Origin of the sequence: Microvirga ossetica (genome assembly GCF_002741015.1) — a bacterium.
GTDB classification, from domain to species: domain Bacteria; phylum Pseudomonadota; class Alphaproteobacteria; order Rhizobiales; family Beijerinckiaceae; genus Microvirga; species Microvirga ossetica.
In genome coordinates this window covers 701,128-719,487 of the sequence record NZ_CP016619.1, presented here as the reverse complement: position 1 = coordinate 719,487, position 18,360 = coordinate 701,128, and the positions used below count along the sequence as shown (strand labels likewise).

The window sequence follows — 18,360 nt, the reverse complement described above, 5'->3', positions numbered from 1 at the left end:
GGCATTCAGGGTCCACCGATTTCAGTCTGTTATTTATAACGAGTTTCGCACCTCAGAATAAAAATCACCTGGCTTTGACGCTTAATCAGTGACGTGAGATTGTGCTTGCCCAGTTCCTTGCGGAACATAATCAGATCGCCATCCCGTTGCCCGCAGCTAGTGCGAGCTGCGACCTCCGGTGGACACTGCTCGAAGGTGGTGCTCGCCGGATGGCGAGGCCACGGGGCTTGCACTGGTAGCGCGCTCGCCGCCGGCGCCGTGCCATTGGCATATCCTGGTACAGCCCGAGCTTTTGCCCTTGAGAGCTGTAGACGAACCGGTAGATCGTCTCATGCGACAGCCGTTCAGGCGCTCTGGATGTCCGCAGCCGGCCAGCGATCTGCTCTGGCGACCATCCAGCTTTGAGGCGATCCACGACGTAGGTTACCAGCACCGGTTTGCGGGAGAGTTTGCCCAGACGCTGACGCCCGGCGTGAGCTTGCATGTCGGCGGCCACATGGAAATAGTCGCGATACAACGGCTCTTCATCGTGAACCCAGTTCCGTTTGATCTCGCGGTAGATGGTCGACCGAAGCCGATGCAGGCGGTCGGCGATCCCACGGATCTCGGTGACGATGGCGTCGCCGTCATAGGCGGTCCAGGTCACATGGCCGCTCGGGAGGACGATGCGCTGCAGGTGCATGGGCCGTCATCCGCGTCGTTGACACCTGATGGTACGACTGTCAGGGACCGGCGCCAAGCCCTCGAAGGGGTAGGTCGATCACGTCGGTGACATGGCCAAGCGACCTATAGTCTCGGCGCAATCCAGAAATGGCACTTAGCGTGCAAAGTTGACATGACACCCTGGGTCTAAAACCGGTTGGGGAGGGCGCCCCGGCGGAGCTGGTCGGGGTTGCTCCGCCGGGGCGCCTTACGGTGTCTTGAACATGTGACGCTCGCCCTGCCCCCGCCGGCGCGGCGCCTTGGCCGAGCGCTGCTCGTCCCGCTCCTGCTGACGCTGCGCCACATAGGCCAGCACCTCACTCAGGCGCTTGTTCTCGACAATCGCCGCATGCGTCACCCGCCGCAGCTTGTCATAGGTGCGGTATGGCAGGTCGACCCCGTTGTGCCGGATCGCCAGCCGTCCGTCCGGATAGTCGATCACCGTCACACGCTGGCGGGCGAGAGGGCGCGTCAGCTCAGTGGGCTCGAGCAGGAACAGCACCTTGTCGTACTGGAGCGTCAGATTGCGGGTGACGGTGCGCTCCTCTTTCCAGGCGAAGATATCCTCCAGCACCATGTCCTGCGGCACCGGACGGTGCGCATCCGAGGGGCTGATGGGCTCCTTGGCGAAACGCCGGTTATGATCGGCCAGGAACCCCGGCAGGAAGGCGTTGGCTGCCTCGATCGTCGATATGCCGGCAAGCCGCATCTCCTTGACCAGGCGATCCTGGAGCGTGCCGAACGAGCGCTCGATGCGGCCCTTGGCAGCCGGCGTGTTGGCGCAGAGGATGTCGATGTTGAGCTCATGCAGGGCGCGTCCGAACTGGGTCATGCCGTCGCCGCCGTCCGCCGCTGTGTTGCTGACCCGGAAGATGGCGTGCTTGTCGGAATAGAAGGCGATCGGGCGGCCATGGGCTGCGACGTATCGATGGGTCTCACGCAGATAATCGAAGGTGGATTCCGAGGGCACGAAAGCCGCATGCATGAGCTGGCTGGTGGCATCATCGATATAAGCCAGAAGCGTGCATTGTGGGCCACGGTTCTCGAACCACCAATGCTTGGAGCCGTCGATCTGGATCAGTTCGCCCCTGCGCTCCCGGCGATTGCGTGGCTGATGAACCGAAGGAAGCCGTCGGCGGCGATCCAGCCACAGACCGTCTTCGATCATCCATTTGCGGACCGTCTCTCGGGACACGGGACAACCATGGGTCTCCCGCAGCTTCTCAGTAGCCAGCGTCGGACCGAAGTCTGGATAGCGCTCCTTGATGATCGTCATGACCAGATCACGGACCGGTTGCGGCAGGCGGTTGTTGCCAGGTTTGCCACGCCGCTTGGAGATCAGACTGGCCGCACCACGAGCGCGAAAGTCCTTCAACAGCCGGAAGACCTGTCGGCGTTTGAGCCGGAGCAGGCCGCAAGCGTCCCGAACGGTCACCCGACGGGCTTCTAAATCCATCAGCACATCCAGCCGGGAAAACTCCTTGGCGCTCATCGACACCACCGTCATGCGGCACGTCCTCCTGCAACCCCGAAAAGCAGGAGAGTGCCATTTGAACTTTGCAGAGGGGTGTCATCTCTATATTGCGTCTACAATAGTATTCGCATAAGGATAATTTTGACAAGAAGTTGGCAGCCTGATCCGTGGCAAGCTCCTCTCACAGGAGAATCTCATACTGCTACTTTGTCTGGCTGGATGAGAACAGCTTCTGCCTGAACGATATCGGGTTAGAGCAGATATGGCTTCCCATTCCATTCTTAAGGAAGATCGGGCGCTGGAATGATCCCAGGGACATATTTGATCATCGATCCCGGCACTTTGGGCATGGGCAACCGATCATATCTTGCGCCACGTCATCCCCATTGTCATCGAAGGCGGAAGCCTGGATCACATAGCCTTCCGCTTCCACCCAGGCAATCATGAACAAGGGTGTCAGCGGGGAGCCGGAGCGGTCGAACATGGCGACACGGTCCTTATGCAGGGTGAAAGCGATCTTTCTGATCCGCGGCAGATCCGCCACGACGTTGTTCTTGGGATAGCGCGGAATGAAATCGACCGGCTCACGCAGATACTCCGTGTCGCCATAGGTCCAGTCGAATTTCGCGTTGTTCAGCAGCAGCTGCATCAGGGCGAAGCGCTCCGGCGTCATGCCGCCTGCTCCATCTGGTCGATGTTGCACTGGTAGATAGTAAAGGTGACCGCGATGATCGACGGGTACTTCGATACCTACTGCGGTCAGGCTATGCGGTCGAACCTAGGGCACATACCAGAACGGCCACTCGGCGGTCTCATATTCGACCCCTTCTGCCCCAGCATCAGTCCCGTTGATGTCCTGCAGTTGCTTCAACTTCACATCGGATATGAGCAGCGTCAAGCGCGAGGCCCAGTGGGGCATGTGGATAGAGGGACGCGGCTTCTCGCTGTCCAGATCCGCGACGTTGCTACTGGGCATGGTGCCGCCGATCATGCGTCTGATGGGGCCGGAAATTTCGTTGCCATTGATTTTGACAAGAAGTCTGCAACGGGTGCTGTGGCATGGTGCGCCTCTTCAGGAGGTCGCGATGCGCACCAATCGAGATCTGCGAGGGTCTTTGGCGAGCAGCTACCACAGAAGATAGGTGGCAGAGATGCCGATGCCGATGCCGATGAAGTGGCCTGCGGTCACAAGGAGGCAGTCCCTGATATCTTCTTCGTTGTCGTCAAGTTCCATCTACAGGACTTCCTTCCAATGGCAGCGCCAGATGCACCGAAGCCGCTGATGAAAGCCTCGGTGCATCTGCTGAACATCTACATCAGTGATCTCACCAGCATATGTCAGGAAAGTTTCTCTTTGGTTTCTCTGCTGATTGCGCAAGCAAATGGCGAACAGCCATGTGCTGGTGGCCTTGGCGCAATCGACTGGCCGCGTTGCGCATCGGGCTCAGAGACCACAGATCTCTTTGGTGCCCAGCCGGGCGGAGTTTCTCTTAAACGGCTGTTAACCATATCCCAGCGACCATGCTCTGGCTGGTCTGCTGATGCGGGTCAGATCAGCCCTCTCCTCTAAAGAAGGCAGGACTCTGATGTCCCGTTTCGGGCTGCTTTGGGACAGGAGTGCAAGGACTGCCTCAGGGCGCGAACAGGGTCATGACCATGATGGATCTAGGGAATGCAGTGCGATGGCTTGAAGGAAGCTTCAACCATCGGCAATCTGTCTGGACGTCTCCTGTGATCCTCCCTTGGTCTGCATCGATGGCGTTCCTGCTGACTCTCGCAGTCGCCTTACCGGTTATGAGACGGCGCAGACAGGCTGCTGCCCTTGAATGGCGCAGGACATTAGCAGCTCGCGCCAGAGCCTGATTTTGCTCATAGCTGTTTATGAAACTGCGTCGGTTGAAAGGTCAGCGCCGCTTCTCAGCCACTTCCCTCGCCTCTCGTGCCCTGACCCGTCGGGAAGGTGCGGAAGGGTCATAGCCAGAGCGTTTTAGAAACGCCTCCAACGTCTGCTCTCTGGCAAGGATTTGCCGCAGTTCTTCTAAAGCAGGATGCAGGGAATGATTGATGTCGGGCTTCGTCTTGCTCATGCGCGTTGCCTTTTGCTGGAGGCGCAAGCTCTACTGCGAAGATAAGGCGAATTGGTTCGTCACGACGGCAATCAAACTCTCTCCAAAACCCTAACAAATTCTTCATCTTCTTTGTTGTCGTTCTCCGTTATCAGGACCTAGAGGATCGACCTCTGTGCGCATGAGACATCCGTCCGCGAAAGCGACGCGGAACAGGTATGTGACAAAAAGCCTGCAACCGGCGCCGTGGTAGAGTCCTTGCATGGGAGAATTCCATGTTGCAATCGGCGCCAGAGCAGTCGAAGCCGCGGTGGCCTCATGCTGGGCGCATGATGCAGGATTTAAGTTGTGATCCAGCAGTAACCAAGTGCTTGACCTCTCGGCCAGACGCGGCAGGATGACTTGGCGGAAGCGCAACTGACGGACTTGAGGAATATTCAATGGCGACTGGTACTGTGAAGTGGTATAACGAGACTAAGGGCTATGGTTTCATCCAGCCGGACAATGGCGGCAAGGATGTGTTCGTCCATGCCTCAGCGCTTGAGCGCGCCGGCATGCGCGGTCTCGTCGAAGGCCAGAAGATTTCTTATGAGGTGGAAGCTGATCGCCGTTCCGGCAAAGAGTCCGCAACCAACCTCCAGAAGGCTTGATGGAGCCTATCTAACGCCAGCTCAGTGCTGGCTCTTCAAGCCGCTCCTGACGGGGCGGCTTATTCTTTGGACAGGCCAGACAAAGGAGTGCCGGGAAAGCTATGGACCCGGCCTCCTTGTCCCGCGGCTGCCCCCATAAAGCTTTTCATTGTGCCACTCGGCCAGGTCGGCGGCGAAATCCGCATCCTGATCCAGGCGGACCAGGAGAGCCGAGGCCAGGAAGGAGTGGAACGGAAAGCCTGAGTGATCGTCGAGCATGGCGTCGACCTCCAGACTGGCGAAAAGCTGGCGGCTGATCAGACCGTCTTCCATGTCCAGGACGACTCCGTAGCCGCAAGCGGCTGGGGTGTCGCCGATCCGCCCGATACAAAGAAGCTGAGAGCGAACGGGAACACAGCGCGGTTGCAGGCCTTAGTAGTGAGACCGACAGCTCATCCCGTTTCCTGGGCCGTGCGCGAACCGGAGGCACGCTTGGATATCACCGTGACCCCAACCGATGACGGCAAAGGTTGGAGCCTGACGGACCTGCTCGGCCGCCCCATGGGCCGGATCACCGAAGCACCCACTGAGCAGTTCACAATCCTCCCGGATGGCCATGCTCTGGAGACCATGGCCGGCATCGACCATAGACCGTTCGCTTCCCTTGACGCCGCCTTGGCGGCCATCGAGAGGCATACCCGGGGCGTCTGCCGGCACCATCCAGGCGAGGTTCGGCCTTGATCGAAAGTAGTCCAAATCTCGCCCTCCTCCGTGGATGAGGAGACACCATGCGGATCCGTGTCGGCTGCGAGATGACGTACGAGCTCGGGCAAGTCACGCCCATGATCGCGATCCTCAATGTGCACTCGTCGCGAGTGTCCGACCTGGAGCGGCCAGACTACCTGATCACAACCCCATCCGTGCCTGTGGAGGGATACCGGGACAGCTTCGGGAACTGGTGCAACCGACTCGTTGCCCCGGCTGGTACGATCACCCTCAAAACCGAAACCGTGGTCCGCGACAGCGGTCGTTGGGATTCAGCAGATCCAGGTGCCGAGCAGGTCCAAATCCAGAACCTTCCCGCAGAGACCCTGCTTTACCTGTTGGGCAGCCGCTACTGCGAGACGGATCGTCTCTCCGACGTCGCCTGGAGCCTCTTTGGATCAGCTCCGTTGGGCTGGCCCCGCGTCCAGGCCATCTGCGACTACGTGCACGATCATATCACCTTCGGCTACGAGCACTCGCGCGCGACACGTACGGCATTCGAGGCGTTTGAGGAGAAGCAAGGCGTATGTCGTGATTATGCTCATCTGGCGCTCACGTTCTGCCGATGCCTCAACATTCCGGCGCGCTATTGTACTGGTTACATCAGCGACATCGGCCTGCCGCCGCCGCATGCGCCTCAGGACTTTGCCGCCTGGATCGAGGTCTTTCTGGGTGGGCGGTGGCACACGTTCGATCCCCGCAACAATGATCCTCGCATCGGCCGGATCCTGATCGCCCGCGGCCGCGATGCTGCCGACGTGCCGCTGACCCTCACCTTTGGTCCCAGCACTCTGGTGGATTTTCGTGTGACCACCGAGGAAGTGATGGGATCAGATTTCTGAGCTCCTGGTGTTCGCACAATGTGGTCGGCGCCTGGGCCAGTTCAGTCGAGCGATTAAGCCCGTGGTGCTGGATCAAGCAGGTAAGGGCTGTTTTGGGCTGTTGCCCAGCCGGTGTGGCCTGACGAGGACTGGCTGGAATGGAACTGTGCTGGTAAGCTGCGGCAGCAGAATGTGAGATCCAGCATGACCCCCGAAGTCGAGCTGATCCGAGCCTTGGCGGAAGATCTGGCGCTTGAGATCTTGGCCTCGTACACGCCAGAGGATTTTCAGCAGGCCGACTTCACGAGCTTGGGGAAAGCGGCTGTCTATCTGACCCAACATGACGAGGGACCTGGTCCTGCGCTTGAAGAACTCATCAAGAAAGTGCAGCACGCCCAGGGGACATAAAACGCAGTCAGATCAGGGAGCATGAGACATTGTGCGGCATCCTGCAGCGTGTTGTCTTGAATGCCGTTCGGTCACGCGGTTGATCAGGCTCAGGATCGGCCTTCGACACCAGTCCTAGCACCGCTGCCCCAAAGATCCTTAAGCTCCCCATCTGGCAGAAGACAGGTAAGACGTTAGGACTCACCTCATCCCAGAGAGCGAATTCCGTTGAAGACCTTTTCCGACAAGAAGTCTGTGGCGGCGGGACATCTCCGAATGCTATCGATGCTTCCGTCGTATTCCGCGTTCTTGTGGTTGGCTCAGCGACTTACGCGCCAGATCCGGTCGCCCGCGTCATCAGAGACGACAATCGATCCATCCGGCAAGTTCCTTGACGTCAACCGGACGTCCAACACCGCTCAGGAAGCTCTGCCCGTTGCCGGAGCGGCTGCTGCCCACACGCAGCCGCACAACCTGGTACCCGACCGGGATGCTGCGGTTCCAGCTCCCGTGTTCGGCAATCAGCGCTTCGCCGCGCAACTCCGGAAACATGGCACCGCGATAGAAGTGAACCCCAAGCGTGGCCACATGGGCCTGGAACTCATACGCGGGTGGGGATTGTGGCGCGGGCGGAGCCGCCGCCTCGAAGCCGCGCAACCGCACCCGACCGCCGAAATACGGAAAGCCATAGAAGGCGCCCGGCTGCAGTTCGTTGAGCTCGTCAGGCGGTGTGTCGTCGCCCATCCCGTCCGCGCCATTGTCGGTGAAATACATAATCCCGCCATTCCAGTCGAAGCCGACCGAGTTGCGGATGCCCCAGGCCATGCGCCGGAGGTCCCCACCGTTTGGGCTGATGCTGATGATCGTCCCCTGCAGACCCTCGGGCTGGCAAATGTTGCACGGTGAGCCGATCGAAATGTACAGCCGACCGTCTGGCCCGGCTTGAATGTAGCGCAAGCCGTGGTGGGCTTGGTTCGGCAGCCTGATCGGCAAGTCGGCTCGGTTGGCCAGTCTGCCGCCAGGCACGGGTGTGAAAGTCGAGACGCGGTCGCGCGAAGCAACATAGAGTCTGTTCCCCAAGCAAGCGACGCCGTTGGGCGCGACGAGCCCGGACGCGGCCCGCACGGCAGGCCCACCTGCCAGAGGGACGCCATAGTCCGTGTTGCCTTTGGTGCCGATGTAAAGCGCATCACCGCAGACGGCCATGGCGCGGGCGGTCGGCACACGGGCGAACGCCGCAACGCGGGCTCCTGGTGCGGTGTGGGCGATTTGGCCAAGGCACGGCGACGGGACCAGACCGGCGGTGGCAAGGCCGACAAGAGCTAAGGACCGGAACGGCTTTCCGAGGTGCATCATTCCCGCGAACGGATCGAACAGCTCATTTATGCGCCGACCGCTGAGGTTGGAAACTCACGAGTTCGCGGGGACTGGCGAGATCAGGGGTCGAGACAAGTAAGGCCTGTTGATGGGAACAAGGCCCCAGGCCGAGCCGAGGCCTGCGATGAGGTGTCAAAGTGCAACCCGCGCTATGCCGCCTGGATCCGCCGGTCAGGAGGATCCCACGCCCGCCGATAGACGCCTGAGCCAGCCCCCAATGCAGGCTGGCGAGCCCCTTCAGGTGCCGGTATGTTCACTGGGAGCCGTGTGCTCATCTTTGCCGCCACCCAACCTCGGGCACGTCCTGTGATGCATGAACTCACCCCTGAAGGTCAGCAGATTGTCACGGACGCCGCCCAGCGGCATAGGGTCAGTGTCGATGCTGTTCTAACCTTGCTTCGTGCGCTGGTGGTGGGTCACGGCACCATGGCGCAGTTCAACCATCCTGAGCTCGGCGGGATGGGTCAGTGGACGCAGGGTGGCATGACAATGGTGGGCAGCCTGTTCGACCATGGCCTGAAGGCCCGCGTGGATGCCCTTTGCACCGAGCTGGCCGCACTCCTGCGCCAGCAGCCATCCATTATGGCGGCGACCAGCTCGCAGGCACACCCGCAGCCGAGCGCGCCGGGTGTGAGCCTGTTCGTGGCAGGAGCAGCCTCCCCGTCGGGGATGTGGTGGCCACCGGAGCTGGGCCAACCATCGTCTGCCGGATCTCAGGACGACCTGCGCTACGCGATCTTCCCGGCAGCGCACCGGCTTGCGATCGAGCGGAGCGGGCAGATCACCCTCTACGACACTCGGGATCACCTTATTGCTGGAGTGTCCCAGCAACAGGGTGCGGACCAATCTCTGCGGTTCGTGAGCCAGCACGGTCTCGTTCGGCTTCATGACCTGCCGGTGGTGGAAGCGGGGCGCCGCTCATCCACCCCTGACACAACCCGGGGAGGATTAGCATCCGAGCCCGAGCGTGTGGCTTCGATGACGGCCGGCGCCGCGCCGCTGAAGTCGTCCCAATTTTCCTCAGAGGACATCTTTGCCACGCTCGAGCGCCTTGCCGAGCTGCACAAGAACGGTGTGCTGACGGATGAGGAGTTTGCCGCCAAGAAAGCGGAACTGCTGGCCCGGATCTGAAGGGCGAAGGCCAGTTCACCGTAACGTTCAGCCGCTCATTTGCCAGACTGCAACGAGGGAGGACCAGGGATTCTGATTCTGTCGCCATGGGCAATGGCGGGACCGCAGGAGGATATCCTCATCACCGATCCCGGCAGCCTGTCTTGCGCTTCGCTCGGACAAGGGCTCCAGCGCCGCCCCGTCCGCGTCGCGGGGGAATATTCCTCAAGCCTCTCCGGCCTCCTGCGGATCAACGCTGACGGGCCTGAACGAAGTAGGCAGCGATCGTCGCCTCGCCGAGAGCCTTGCAGGCTTCCAGCCGATGCAAGCCTTCGACCAGAACAAACCGCGTGCCATCGGGTCGCACGAGAATGGGCGCCTGCTGCCCCTTCTCCATGATGCTCTCGGCAAGGGCTGCAACCTTGTGCGGATCAAGCGTTTGCCGCCGCCGCACCGGCACATAGACATCTGCGATGGCAAGCGTCTGCCTCTTCATCATCCCGGCGGCTCCGGTTGCTGGTCAGAGTGATCCAAGCTTAGGCGCCGCGGATCGGCTTGCCCAGGAACATGCGGTCCCACACGGCGTTGCCTGAGAAGGCCAGCTTGGCAGGAGGGTGGCGTCGCTGTGCTGGGCCTCCTCACACGGAGACATCTCATGAGCAAACTCACAGCCTCGATGGGCTTTCTCTTCCTGGCTGTTTCGTCGGCCTGGGCGCAGACCCCTGCCCCGTCCCCCGCGCCCGGCGCTCCTCCCGCTGCAACTGTCCGAGGGATCGCAGACTACTGGTGGATCATCCTGCTGGTGATCATTGTCGCCGCCGCGATCTGGTATTTCTCCCGCAGCCGCAGGGGCGTGTAACCGGGTATCCGGCAGGAACGGACCCAGGGCGTCAGGCGTTGATCAGCAGCCCTTTTGATGCTCCTGTCCCATCGACACGAACCCGGCTCTGCGCCGGGTTCCTTTTGACATCGGCTGACTTGCGCCACTAGGCGCTCCAGGGATGCGGTCCCTGAGGCCGTGAGACGTGCCAGTCGATTTCCATCGAAGCTCTGATGGTGCAGACCCGCTGGCTGCGCTCGTCCCGCACCTCAATGACAACATTGCTGGTCTCGCCCCTTGCGAGCCGGCCTTGGCCGATCTCAGTGGCCGCGCGGACTGCTGCTTGCACGGCAGCGTCCGGGCTGTCGAACTCGGAGCCCTCATCGTCGCGCACGAACTGTGCGCCATCCAAGATGTCAAAATAGTAGCGGGCCACGGCAGTCTCCTCTTGGCCAGCACCGATGCATCAGACGTGGGTTGATTGCGGACAGTCCGCGCCCCGGCTGAGGGTGCTGTCTGAAACCCTCAGCCAGGACATCAGTGGAGAGGAAGCTCTCCGACACCTCCAGTGCCATTCACCACTGACACCAGAGTCTCTGTTCGGGCAGAGACACCACGCGCTCGGTGCACAGATCCTGTCTCGGTGAGGGTAAACAATTCGTGGATGCCCAGATCGCAAGGTGCTCCTCCGGCTGCATCCGCCATAGGCAGTGAAACCAATCCCCTTTGCCGGTTAGGCTGACTTGTCTTGCCGGAGGTCGACGTGAGCATTGCCTACGTCATCACCCACCCTGAGGTTGTCGTTGAGGCAACGACACCGGTCCCACAGTGGCATCTCTCGGATAAGGGTGTCCACCGCATGCGGGCTTTCGCCTCCCAGGCGGATCTGGGCAACCTCTCGGCCGTGTGGGCGAGCACCGAAACCAAAGCCATTGAAGCGGTTGGTATCCTGGCTGGCCGCTTCGGCCTTCCTGTTCACGTTCATCGTGGGCTGCATGAGAATGACCGCCGGGCGACCGGGTTTCTGCCGCCTCCGGAGTTTGACCGGATGGCGGATGCCTTCGACCGACGACGTTGCGCTGGCAGAGATGTTGGACGGCTGAGCCAGCCAGCAGGTCAACTTCCGAATGACCCAGCGTCTGGTTCCTGATAGATGCAAGCCAAAATGTCAGCCTTGAGCCTCCCCATCCTGCGAACAGCGACATTTCAACTTGGTTGGCACACGCGAATGTCAGAACTCGTTAGACAAGTCTCTGATTGTCCTCATTAGAGATGTCACCTCCGGGGAGTGACTGCTGAGAGCTCAACCCACCTTGAACAGGCTCTTGCCTTGGCCGCGCCGCCGCGGGGCGCTGTTGCTCCGGCTCATGTCGAGCTCCTTCTGCCGCTCGGCAATGTAGGCCAGAACCGGACCCAGCCGCTTGTTCTCGACGACCGCCGCCTGATCCACCTGCTGGCGTCGGTCAAAGGGCCTGTAGGGCAGCTCCAGGCCCTTGTGCTTGATGGCAAAGCGCCCATCCGGATAGTCGTAGACGGTCACCCGCTGGCGGGCGAGGGACAGCGTGATCGCGTTCGGCTCGAGAATGAACAGCACCTGGTCGTACTGCAGGGTCAGATTGCGCGAGACCGTCCGCTCCTCCCGCCAGGCGAACACGTCATCCAGCTCATCGTCCTCGCTGAGCGGGCGATGCAGGTCCTTGTCGCTGTAGGGCGCCTTGGCAAAGCGGCGGTTGAAGTCCGCCATGAATGCCGGCAGGAAGGCATTGCCCGCCTCAAGGGTCGAGATCCCAGCCAGTCGCATCTCCTTGACCAGGCGGTCCTGCAAGGTGCCGTTGGCGCGCTCGACGCGGCCTTTGGCTTGGGGCGAGTTGGCGCAGATGATGTCGATGTTGAGCTGATGCAGGGCTCGCCCGAACTGGGTCATGCCGTCACCGCCCACCGCTCCTTTGCCGTTGACGCGGAAGACGGCATGCTTGTCGGAGTAGAACGCCACCGGCTTGCCGTAGGCCTCCAGGTACTCCCGGGTCGATCGGAAATAATCAAAGGTCGACTCGGTCTCGACGAACTTCAGGTGCATCAGCCGGCTGGTGGCATCGTCAATGTAGACCAGAAGCGTGCAGGGTGGGCCGCGATCCTCGAACCAGTAGTGCTCGGAGCCGTCGATCTGGACGAGTTCGCCGACGCAGTCGCGCCGATAGCGCGGCTGGTGCACCCCTTTGAGCTTCTGCCGGCGCTCCTGCCAGAGACCCGCCGCGATCATCCAGCGCCGGATCGTCTCGACACCCAGAGCGATGCCGTGCCGCTCGGCGAGCTTCTCGCAGGCGAGCGTCGGGCCGAAATCGGCATAGTTGGCTGTGATCAGCGCCAGCACCTCGGTCCGCAGCGCCGCCGGGTAGGAGCGGTTGCTGGGCTTGCCGCGCCGGCGCGACACCAAGGCCGTGGGACCACCGGTCTGATAGGCCTTGAGTAATCGGAACACTTGGCGCCGTGTGATCCGCAGCAGTTGGGCAGCTTCGCGCACCGTAATTCGCTCCGCCACGACGTCCCGCAGAATGTGAACCCGATCGATCTCCGGCCGGCTCATCCCGATCACCGTCATCAGACCCAATCTCCCCAGCACCATCACCCAGGGAGAGTGACATTTGTAACGGGGAGAGGAGTGACCTTTCTAACGGGGTTCTACACGCGAATGTCAGGGTGAGCGCGGTTATGGAATGAGATCGTCAATCCGCTGCCGTGAGCAATACTCTGTTAACCATATTCGCGCGACTATGCATGGCCTGATCGATCCGGGACAACGAGCAGGTCTTTCCACGATAGCAAGCGAGCCGAGCACATGCGCCTCGTTTGTGTTCGGAAAGTTTTGAAACGAAATTACTGCCTCGTAATCACGATCACCATCGATCTGCCCAGATTGGGAGAACTGGCATGAATGTCTTGGTTTTTGCTTCCCGCAAGGGCGGTTCTGGAAAGAGCACCCTTGCCGCGCATTTGGGGAGCTATATGGCCGAGCATTCCCGGCCGACGCTCCTGATTGACGCAGACCCTCAGGGCTCCTTGGCCCTTTGGCACCAGGTTCGGGGCGCAGGGAATCTTCCGCTCCACATTGGCACCAAGCATCTCGCGGCCACGTTAGCGAAGGCGAGGCAAGACGGAGTCGAATGGGTCTTGATCGACACGCCGCCCAACGCCGAAGCCTCGGTGGCCGAGGCGATCTGGCACGCGGATCTTGTCGTGATCCCCATGCGTCCGGGGCTGTTCGATGTCGACGCGGTTCAGGCAACGATCCAGGTCTGCCGTGAGCTGAAAAAGCCTTATGCGGCAGTGATCAACGCTGCGCCGGCCAAGAATGGCTCAGATGACGCGATGGTGACGGACGCACGAGGGGCGATGCAGGCGCTCGATGTTCCGACATGGGCGGGTCAGATTACACATAGCCCTGAATTGTCGCTCTCCCTTGCCTATGGAGCCGGCGTTAACGAGTTCAGCTCTGGCTCGCCTGGATCGGAGGAGATTGGCAACCTTTGGCGAGCGCTCACAAGGAGCTTTGAGGCGATTGAGGCTGTGACGGGCAAACACGCTCAATCCGCCTAAGCGTATTCGGTCGATGCTTGGCTCCCAGTCCGTTGTGGTTATCCGCGTGATCCTGGGCGGCACTGACATGACCCACCTAATGCACAAGTAACAGGCGATATAGGTCTGCAGTCGGCGGACACCATTGGCCGAGCAGTTATACCTGCTCACTGCACGAGAGCGACACGACTGACCTATTGCTTTCTTGTCCTTGATCCGGATCTGCGACAAAACCGGAGACCAGAGACCGTAGCGACCGCCCTCTTGCCGGATCATCCGCCGGCGCGCTTCATTTGGCGCCATGTCAACCACAAGGTCATCCGCGCCGACGGGCCGGAACGCATCACGTTTGAGTGGCGGCATGGCGACGAGAAGAAGACTGTCCGCGACTACTACCGCCTAGAGACGGATCAAGGCGATCGCTATTGGATCTTCCGTGATGTCCCCGCCAACGATGGCGGCCGATGGTGGCTCCATGGAATGCTTGGGTGACTCGAGTTCAATAGCCGCCTCCTGACCGCCAACAATGTATGATCGGGGCTGTGCCACGCCAGAGGCGGTGGCCCTGCTCATCCACGAGATGACCTGAGGCGTCGGGCTCAGGCATTTGCTCGCACAGCTCGATGGGCTTTGGCACTCTCGTAAGCCGCCTCGACCAGCGCATAGGTTTTCAGGTTGTCGCGCCCGGATGTCTCCGGTTCGCGCCCCGACCTCAGGCACTCGACCCAATGCCTCTGGGTATGGAGCACGCTCTCCTGGCTCACGTGCCAGGGCTCGGACGTCCAGGGCAGAAGCGGCGTGCGGAGTGAATGCACCGTCGTTGTCCCATCGCTCGTGACGCGCAGCTCCAGACCCGGTGACAGGATCAGGCTGCCGCGTCGGCCCTCAATCTCGAGCAAAACCTCCGGGAACGGATCCGGGTCGCGCCTGGCCGCATAACTGCAATCCACCACGCTCACGGCCCCGTTGACGTGCCTCAGCATGATCGTGGCTGCATCCTCGCCTGCGATGCCGGGCCTGACGCTCTGCGTCTCGCAGAAGACCCGATCGACCTCACCGAGCAACACGCGGGCAAGATCGAGCACGTGCACGCCGATATCGAGCAGGATGAACCGCTCCTCTGATGCCAGGTACGGCTGGCCGGCATAGATGTCGTAACCCGTGCGCCAGGTGATGCGTCCCCAGGTGAGCTCACCAATGGTTCCCTCCTCCAGAATGCGCCGCACCGCGCGGATCGGGGACTGGAAGCGGAAGTTCTCGTGCACCATGAGGGGCACACCGGCATCCCCGCAGGCATCGACCATGTCGAGGCATTCCTGCCACGTCGGCGCGAAGGGCTTCTGCACGATGGCCGGCACCTTGTGAGAGGCAGCCAGCAGGACCAGCGACTTGTGTGACGGCATCGTGGTGACGATGTCCACGAAGTCGAGGGACTCGGTCGCGAACATTCGAGCCGCGTCGCCGTACCAGCGCGGCACATCGAAGGCTACTGCCGCCGCCTTGGCCCTGTGTTCATCGCGGTCGCAGACTGCCACCAGCTCAACGTCGGCTGCCAGGTCACGCCAGGCATGAAGATGATTTCTCGAGTAGAACCCGCACCCGATCAGTCCAGCGCGAAACCGTAAGGACATCCGATCTCCCGCTAGCGATTGTGGGATGAATTGATCATCGGCCTTAGCCTACGAGATCCAAGTACAAAGTCGAGCGCCCTTCCGTTCTCCCTCATGGGAGGCCAGGGTCCGACACTAGGGCAAACCAGGAGGCTCCCCTTCCCTTCGGTAAGGTCTGCCTAGCCGAGGATAGCTGCCTTGGGCTCATGTCCCAGGTACTAACCCAAGGTATGCCAGATCTTGACCTTGCAGTGGAACACTTGATCGTCTTGGCCCGGCTCCACTGGCGTCGTGCATTGCACAAATTTGTCGCGGCTTCCCTGGCTCGCAAGCGGCGCCATATGCGTTAATCGTTCTTCCCCAGCAGAAATCGTTGGGGAATGAGGGAGCCACATGGGCCAGAGGTTCTGTCCACAGTGTTCGTGCGACGCAGCATCCGTCCTGAGCTTCGCCACGCATGATGGTGGCTTTGCCGATGTTGTTCAGTGCCACGTCTGCGGCTTCGAGACGATCACCGATCACGATTTCCAGGACGAGCGGGCCGCCCGCGAGGCGGCAACCCATGCCTGGTTGGCGGGAACGGAGACCCTCCCCTTAACCCCTCGCATTTGATTTTCGCTTACGTCCGGGATGTGCGACGGGCGACATTCCCAACCATCAGGTCAGCAAATACAATCTTCCATGTAGGTACAATCTTCCATGTAGGCCAATGAGACCATAGCGCGATGTTGAGCCAATTACCGCAAACGACGCATTGGAGGGCACGGGCTGGCGGCCTCATGGGGCCTCCCCTGCTCGCCTTCGCCTGCGCCCTGCTCCTGATGCCTGCCCAAGCCCTGGCCGGTGCCAGGGAGAAGCTCGCAGCGCTCGCTCCGTCGGGGCTGGTGCTCGTGATGGACGAAAAGGGCAACGAGCTGGTCGCTCAGAACGCCGACAAGCCCTTTGTGCCTGCCTCCGTCGCCAAGGTCGTCACCGCCTGGCTGGCGATGGAAGTCCTGGGTGCCGACTACCGCTTCAAGACCCGCTTCTACCTGGACGGCGACCGGGTGCTCTACATTCGCGGTGGCGGCGATCCCTTTCTGATCTCCGAAGAGCTGGCTCAGCTCGCGCCGGCGCTGGTCGCCGCAATCGGTAAGCAGCCGCTCAGCGGCATCGTGCTGGACGCGAGCTACTACCCCTCCGACATCCGTATCCCGGGCATTGAGGCCACCGACGAGGCCTACGATGCGCTGAACTCCGCGCTCGCGGTGAACTTCAACACGATCCACGCCGTGCGCAAGGGCAAGACGGTCCGCTCCGCCGAGGAGCAGACCCCGATCACGCCGTTCGCTATAAGCCAGTTCCTGGCACGGCGCGCCCAGGGTCACGGTCGCATCAGCCTGACCCAGAACCCTACGGTGGGCCTGCAATATGCCGGCGAGCTGATCGCTGCATTCATCGAGCGGGCCGGCGGCAGCGTCAAGGGCAAGATCTCGACTGGAGTCGTGCCTGAGGGCCTGGAGCCGGTCTACGTTCACTACCAATCACGCCCCCTTTCGACGATCCTTGCCGGTCTGCTCCTAGGCTCGAACAACTACATCGCTAACCAAGTCTTCCTGGAGATTGGCGGGCATCGCCTGGGCGGGCCCGTCAGCCTCAACAAGTCGCTCCAGGTTGCGAACGAGATGCTCGTCAGGCACGACCTCGCCGAGTCCATCCAACTCGAGGAAGGCTCGGGCATCAGCCGCGGCAACCGCTTCACGGCCCGCGGCCTTGCCCAATTGCTGCACCTCTTCGAGCCCCATGCCAGCCTGCTCCGCAGCGGCGACGGCGCCCACTTTAAGACTGGCACCTTTTCCGGCGTCAGCACCTTGGCGGGCTATGCCGACAGTTCGAAGCATGGGCGTGTGCGCTTCGTGATCGCACTCGAAAGCAATGACGGCGCAATGCGCTTCCGGCTACTCAATGCCATCCAGTCCGGGTTGTAGCCGCGAGGCGGGGCCGGAACAAGAATTGCTCCCAAACACAAGGTAACGGAGTACGTAGCAAGAACGTACCCCATCGACCGACCGGGAGACCGCCGCTTGGATTTTGACGTCTGCGCCATGATTCAGGGCCCAACAACTGATGGAGAAGGATACTGCTCCCAATGTGACGTCTATGGGAAGGTGTCGTTGTCCGGACAGGTTCGAGAAAGCGGGTTAATATAATAGTTTCAGACAGGTACCCGATCGACGCGAGTATCAACTTGCTCTTGTTCTGAGCCCAGGGTGCGCCGCACTCGACGAGGTCCTCGGGCTGGCCAGAACGTCGCTGGACTGATTTCGGTTGTTATCCAACATGGCCTGGTGTGAGCACATGATCCTGATTAGTGGTGCACCAACTGGCGACAGGACACCATTGCTGGTCGCATGCTCTGCGACGTTAGAACCTTGGAGCCCCAGTACCATTCATAACGGGCTTGCGGTATCCCGTGAGCAACAAGCGACTCAGCCCCCGATTTTCCAGCCAACTATCGACGATACTGCCCTATGAAGCCCGAAGACAGGTACGTTGTCATTGACGTCGAAACTGCGCAATCTTACGATCATATCATCGAAATTGCCGCTGTTGAGGTCATCGGCGGGACGATCTCCCCCCGCTCGTTTGTCCGACGGGTCAAGCCCCGGTCAGTGATGAGCCCCTTCTGCTATGCAGTGCATCGCATTTCGCTGGCTGATGTGAAGGACGAACCGCACTTTGAGCATGTCGTTTCCGATCTGATTGATTTCGTAGGCGATGTCACAATCGTTGCTCACAACTATGCCTACGAATACAACACGTTAAGACGCGAGTTCGAGCGTGCAGAACAGCCGATTTATCCCAGAGATCGCTTCTTTTGCACCATGGCTTTGGCCAAGCGATCCGGACTTCCCGGCAAGCTCCGTCAGGCTTGCTCGCAAGCAGGTATCAATATTGCTCATCTGCGTGCCCAGCACGACGCCTTAAACGACGCGCTATTGGCAGCTCATCTGTTTCTGAAGCTTAGTCCGATCTAAAGGTGCCGG

General features: G+C 60.8%; 23 protein-coding genes. 13 read left to right on the top strand and 10 right to left on the bottom strand.

Features of this window, described 5'->3' with window-relative positions; translation table 11 throughout:
* Nucleotides 1-130: 130 nt before the first annotated feature.
* The 3 genes from BB934_RS41605 to BB934_RS41595 form a co-directional block, all read right to left on the bottom strand.
* Nucleotides 131-682 (bottom strand): hypothetical protein, encoded by a 552-nt coding sequence (locus BB934_RS41605; protein ID WP_099515430.1) that lies wholly within the window; start codon nt 680-682, stop codon nt 131-133.
* A gap of 228 nt (nt 683-910) precedes the next feature.
* Nucleotides 911-2,209 carry an ISNCY family transposase gene (locus BB934_RS41600; protein ID WP_099515429.1) on the bottom strand — a complete coding sequence of 433 codons (1,299 nt, stop codon included), beginning with the start codon at nt 2,207-2,209 and terminating at the stop codon, nt 911-913.
* Between the two features lie 292 nt (nt 2,210-2,501).
* Nucleotides 2,502-2,849 (bottom strand): hypothetical protein, encoded by a 348-nt coding sequence (locus BB934_RS41595; protein ID WP_099515428.1) that lies wholly within the window; start codon nt 2,847-2,849, stop codon nt 2,502-2,504.
* Between the two features lie 45 nt (nt 2,850-2,894).
* Between BB934_RS41595 and BB934_RS48085 the strand changes: the two genes are divergently transcribed.
* Nucleotides 2,895-3,746, top strand: a complete 852-nt coding sequence (locus tag BB934_RS48085) for a hypothetical protein (RefSeq protein WP_157934652.1) — start codon at nt 2,895-2,897, stop codon at nt 3,744-3,746.
* A gap of 334 nt (nt 3,747-4,080) precedes the next feature.
* Here BB934_RS48085 and BB934_RS48080 read toward each other — a convergent pair whose 3' ends face one another.
* Nucleotides 4,081-4,263 (bottom strand): hypothetical protein, encoded by a 183-nt coding sequence (locus BB934_RS48080; protein ID WP_157934651.1) that lies wholly within the window; start codon nt 4,261-4,263, stop codon nt 4,081-4,083.
* Between the two features lie 419 nt (nt 4,264-4,682).
* On the opposite strand from BB934_RS48080, the gene BB934_RS41585 reads away from it, so the two are divergent.
* Nucleotides 4,683-4,892 (top strand): cold-shock protein, encoded by a 210-nt coding sequence (locus BB934_RS41585; RefSeq protein ID WP_099515426.1) that lies wholly within the window; start codon nt 4,683-4,685, stop codon nt 4,890-4,892.
* A 99-nt stretch (nt 4,893-4,991) separates the two neighbouring features.
* Here BB934_RS41585 and BB934_RS41580 read toward each other — a convergent pair whose 3' ends face one another.
* Nucleotides 4,992-5,204, bottom strand: a complete 213-nt coding sequence (locus BB934_RS41580) for a hypothetical protein (protein WP_099515425.1) — start codon at nt 5,202-5,204, stop codon at nt 4,992-4,994.
* A gap of 159 nt (nt 5,205-5,363) precedes the next feature.
* Here BB934_RS41580 and BB934_RS41575 point away from each other — a divergent pair, with 159 nt between their 5' ends.
* From BB934_RS41575 to BB934_RS41565, 3 genes are all read left to right on the top strand, one after another.
* Nucleotides 5,364-5,612 carry a hypothetical protein gene (locus tag BB934_RS41575; protein ID WP_237050677.1) on the top strand — a complete coding sequence of 83 codons (249 nt, stop codon included), beginning with the start codon at nt 5,364-5,366 and terminating at the stop codon, nt 5,610-5,612.
* A gap of 47 nt (nt 5,613-5,659) precedes the next feature.
* Entirely contained in the window at nt 5,660-6,478 is an 819-nt protein-coding gene (locus BB934_RS41570; RefSeq protein ID WP_099515423.1) for a transglutaminase-like domain-containing protein, read from the top strand.
* Nucleotides 6,479-6,661: 183 nt separating this feature from the next.
* Nucleotides 6,662-6,865, top strand: a complete 204-nt coding sequence (locus BB934_RS41565; protein WP_036349065.1) for a hypothetical protein — start codon at nt 6,662-6,664, stop codon at nt 6,863-6,865.
* Nucleotides 6,866-7,201: 336 nt separating this feature from the next.
* Here the strand turns inward: BB934_RS41565 and BB934_RS41560 are convergent, their stop codons facing one another.
* Nucleotides 7,202-8,200 (bottom strand): PQQ-dependent sugar dehydrogenase, encoded by a 999-nt coding sequence (locus BB934_RS41560; protein ID WP_237050676.1) that lies wholly within the window; start codon nt 8,198-8,200, stop codon nt 7,202-7,204.
* A gap of 330 nt (nt 8,201-8,530) precedes the next feature.
* On the opposite strand from BB934_RS41560, the gene BB934_RS41555 reads away from it, so the two are divergent.
* Nucleotides 8,531-9,352: an SHOCT domain-containing protein gene (locus tag BB934_RS41555; protein ID WP_099515654.1), complete on the top strand. Its 822-nt coding sequence runs from the start codon at nt 8,531-8,533 to the stop codon at nt 9,350-9,352.
* Nucleotides 9,353-9,581: 229 nt separating this feature from the next.
* Here the strand turns inward: BB934_RS41555 and BB934_RS41550 are convergent, their stop codons facing one another.
* Nucleotides 9,582-9,830, bottom strand: a complete 249-nt coding sequence (locus BB934_RS41550; protein ID WP_099515249.1) for a ParB N-terminal domain-containing protein — start codon at nt 9,828-9,830, stop codon at nt 9,582-9,584.
* A gap of 156 nt (nt 9,831-9,986) precedes the next feature.
* Here BB934_RS41550 and BB934_RS41545 point away from each other — a divergent pair, with 156 nt between their 5' ends.
* A complete protein-coding gene (locus tag BB934_RS41545) occupies nt 9,987-10,190 on the top strand; it encodes a hypothetical protein (RefSeq protein ID WP_099515248.1) in 204 nt (67 codons plus the stop codon).
* A 127-nt stretch (nt 10,191-10,317) separates the two neighbouring features.
* Here the strand turns inward: BB934_RS41545 and BB934_RS41540 are convergent, their stop codons facing one another.
* Nucleotides 10,318-10,587 (bottom strand): DUF6894 family protein, encoded by a 270-nt coding sequence (locus BB934_RS41540; protein WP_099515247.1) that lies wholly within the window; start codon nt 10,585-10,587, stop codon nt 10,318-10,320.
* Between the two features lie 423 nt (nt 10,588-11,010).
* Here BB934_RS41540 and BB934_RS51345 point away from each other — a divergent pair, with 423 nt between their 5' ends.
* Nucleotides 11,011-11,301: a hypothetical protein gene (locus BB934_RS51345; protein ID WP_418294840.1), complete on the top strand. Its 291-nt coding sequence runs from the start codon at nt 11,011-11,013 to the stop codon at nt 11,299-11,301.
* Nucleotides 11,302-11,454: 153 nt separating this feature from the next.
* Here BB934_RS51345 and BB934_RS41530 read toward each other — a convergent pair whose 3' ends face one another.
* Nucleotides 11,455-12,750: an ISNCY family transposase gene (locus BB934_RS41530; RefSeq protein ID WP_099515422.1), complete on the bottom strand. Its 1,296-nt coding sequence runs from the start codon at nt 12,748-12,750 to the stop codon at nt 11,455-11,457.
* 329 nt (nt 12,751-13,079) lie between these two features.
* Between BB934_RS41530 and BB934_RS41525 the strand changes: the two genes are divergently transcribed.
* Together BB934_RS41525 and BB934_RS41520 are read left to right on the top strand one after the other, a co-directional pair.
* A complete protein-coding gene (locus BB934_RS41525) occupies nt 13,080-13,745 on the top strand; it encodes a ParA family protein (RefSeq protein ID WP_099515421.1) in 666 nt (221 codons plus the stop codon).
* A gap of 243 nt (nt 13,746-13,988) precedes the next feature.
* Nucleotides 13,989-14,216: a DUF6504 family protein gene (locus BB934_RS41520; protein ID WP_099515420.1), complete on the top strand. Its 228-nt coding sequence runs from the start codon at nt 13,989-13,991 to the stop codon at nt 14,214-14,216.
* Nucleotides 14,217-14,323: 107 nt separating this feature from the next.
* Here BB934_RS41520 and BB934_RS41515 read toward each other — a convergent pair whose 3' ends face one another.
* Entirely contained in the window at nt 14,324-15,355 is a 1,032-nt protein-coding gene (locus tag BB934_RS41515) for a Gfo/Idh/MocA family protein (protein ID WP_099515419.1), read from the bottom strand.
* Nucleotides 15,356-15,727: 372 nt separating this feature from the next.
* On the opposite strand from BB934_RS41515, the gene BB934_RS41510 reads away from it, so the two are divergent.
* The 3 genes from BB934_RS41510 to BB934_RS41500 all read left to right on the top strand — a co-directional run bounded on the left by BB934_RS41510 (nt 15,728) and on the right by BB934_RS41500 (nt 18,351).
* On the top strand, nt 15,728-15,946 hold the full coding sequence (locus tag BB934_RS41510) for a hypothetical protein (RefSeq protein ID WP_099515418.1): 219 nt from the start codon (nt 15,728-15,730) through the stop codon (nt 15,944-15,946).
* A gap of 167 nt (nt 15,947-16,113) precedes the next feature.
* Complete coding sequence (locus BB934_RS41505) at nt 16,114-17,301, top strand: D-alanyl-D-alanine carboxypeptidase/D-alanyl-D-alanine-endopeptidase (protein ID WP_099515417.1); 1,188 nt, start codon at nt 16,114-16,116, stop codon at nt 17,299-17,301.
* Nucleotides 17,302-17,844: 543 nt separating this feature from the next.
* Nucleotides 17,845-18,351 (top strand): 3'-5' exonuclease, encoded by a 507-nt coding sequence (locus BB934_RS41500; protein WP_099515416.1) that lies wholly within the window; start codon nt 17,845-17,847, stop codon nt 18,349-18,351.
* Nucleotides 18,352-18,360: the final 9 nt, after the last annotated feature.

What these genes read in the sequence shown, in the direction of transcription:
- BB934_RS51345 (WP_418294840.1), top strand. Translation starts at nt 11,011, where the DNA reads ATGCGGGCTTTCGCCTCCCAGGCGGATCTGGGCAACCTCTCGGCCGTG.
- BB934_RS41525 (WP_099515421.1), top strand. Translation starts at nt 13,080, where the DNA reads ATGAATGTCTTGGTTTTTGCTTCCCGCAAGGGCGGTTCTGGAAAGAGC.
- BB934_RS41585 (WP_099515426.1), top strand. Translation starts at nt 4,683, where the DNA reads ATGGCGACTGGTACTGTGAAGTGGTATAACGAGACTAAGGGCTATGGT.
- BB934_RS41600 (WP_099515429.1), bottom strand. Translation starts at nt 2,209, where the DNA reads ATGACGGTGGTGTCGATGAGCGCCAAGGAGTTTTCCCGGCTGGATGTG.
- BB934_RS41560 (WP_237050676.1), bottom strand. Translation starts at nt 8,200, where the DNA reads ATGATGCACCTCGGAAAGCCGTTCCGGTCCTTAGCTCTTGTCGGCCTT.
- BB934_RS41580 (WP_099515425.1), bottom strand. Translation starts at nt 5,204, where the DNA reads ATGGAAGACGGTCTGATCAGCCGCCAGCTTTTCGCCAGTCTGGAGGTC.
- BB934_RS48080 (WP_157934651.1), bottom strand. Translation starts at nt 4,263, where the DNA reads ATGAGCAAGACGAAGCCCGACATCAATCATTCCCTGCATCCTGCTTTA.
- BB934_RS41565 (WP_036349065.1), top strand. Translation starts at nt 6,662, where the DNA reads ATGACCCCCGAAGTCGAGCTGATCCGAGCCTTGGCGGAAGATCTGGCG.
- BB934_RS41530 (WP_099515422.1), bottom strand. Translation starts at nt 12,750, where the DNA reads ATGACGGTGATCGGGATGAGCCGGCCGGAGATCGATCGGGTTCACATT.
- BB934_RS41605 (WP_099515430.1), bottom strand. Translation starts at nt 682, where the DNA reads ATGCACCTGCAGCGCATCGTCCTCCCGAGCGGCCATGTGACCTGGACC.
- BB934_RS41545 (WP_099515248.1), top strand. Translation starts at nt 9,987, where the DNA reads ATGAGCAAACTCACAGCCTCGATGGGCTTTCTCTTCCTGGCTGTTTCG.
- BB934_RS41555 (WP_099515654.1), top strand. Translation starts at nt 8,531, where the DNA reads ATGCATGAACTCACCCCTGAAGGTCAGCAGATTGTCACGGACGCCGCC.
- BB934_RS41500 (WP_099515416.1), top strand. Translation starts at nt 17,845, where the DNA reads ATGAAGCCCGAAGACAGGTACGTTGTCATTGACGTCGAAACTGCGCAA.
- BB934_RS41510 (WP_099515418.1), top strand. Translation starts at nt 15,728, where the DNA reads ATGGGCCAGAGGTTCTGTCCACAGTGTTCGTGCGACGCAGCATCCGTC.
- BB934_RS41550 (WP_099515249.1), bottom strand. Translation starts at nt 9,830, where the DNA reads ATGATGAAGAGGCAGACGCTTGCCATCGCAGATGTCTATGTGCCGGTG.
- BB934_RS41515 (WP_099515419.1), bottom strand. Translation starts at nt 15,355, where the DNA reads ATGTCCTTACGGTTTCGCGCTGGACTGATCGGGTGCGGGTTCTACTCG.
- BB934_RS41570 (WP_099515423.1), top strand. Translation starts at nt 5,660, where the DNA reads ATGCGGATCCGTGTCGGCTGCGAGATGACGTACGAGCTCGGGCAAGTC.
- BB934_RS41505 (WP_099515417.1), top strand. Translation starts at nt 16,114, where the DNA reads ATGGGGCCTCCCCTGCTCGCCTTCGCCTGCGCCCTGCTCCTGATGCCT.
- BB934_RS41595 (WP_099515428.1), bottom strand. Translation starts at nt 2,849, where the DNA reads ATGACGCCGGAGCGCTTCGCCCTGATGCAGCTGCTGCTGAACAACGCG.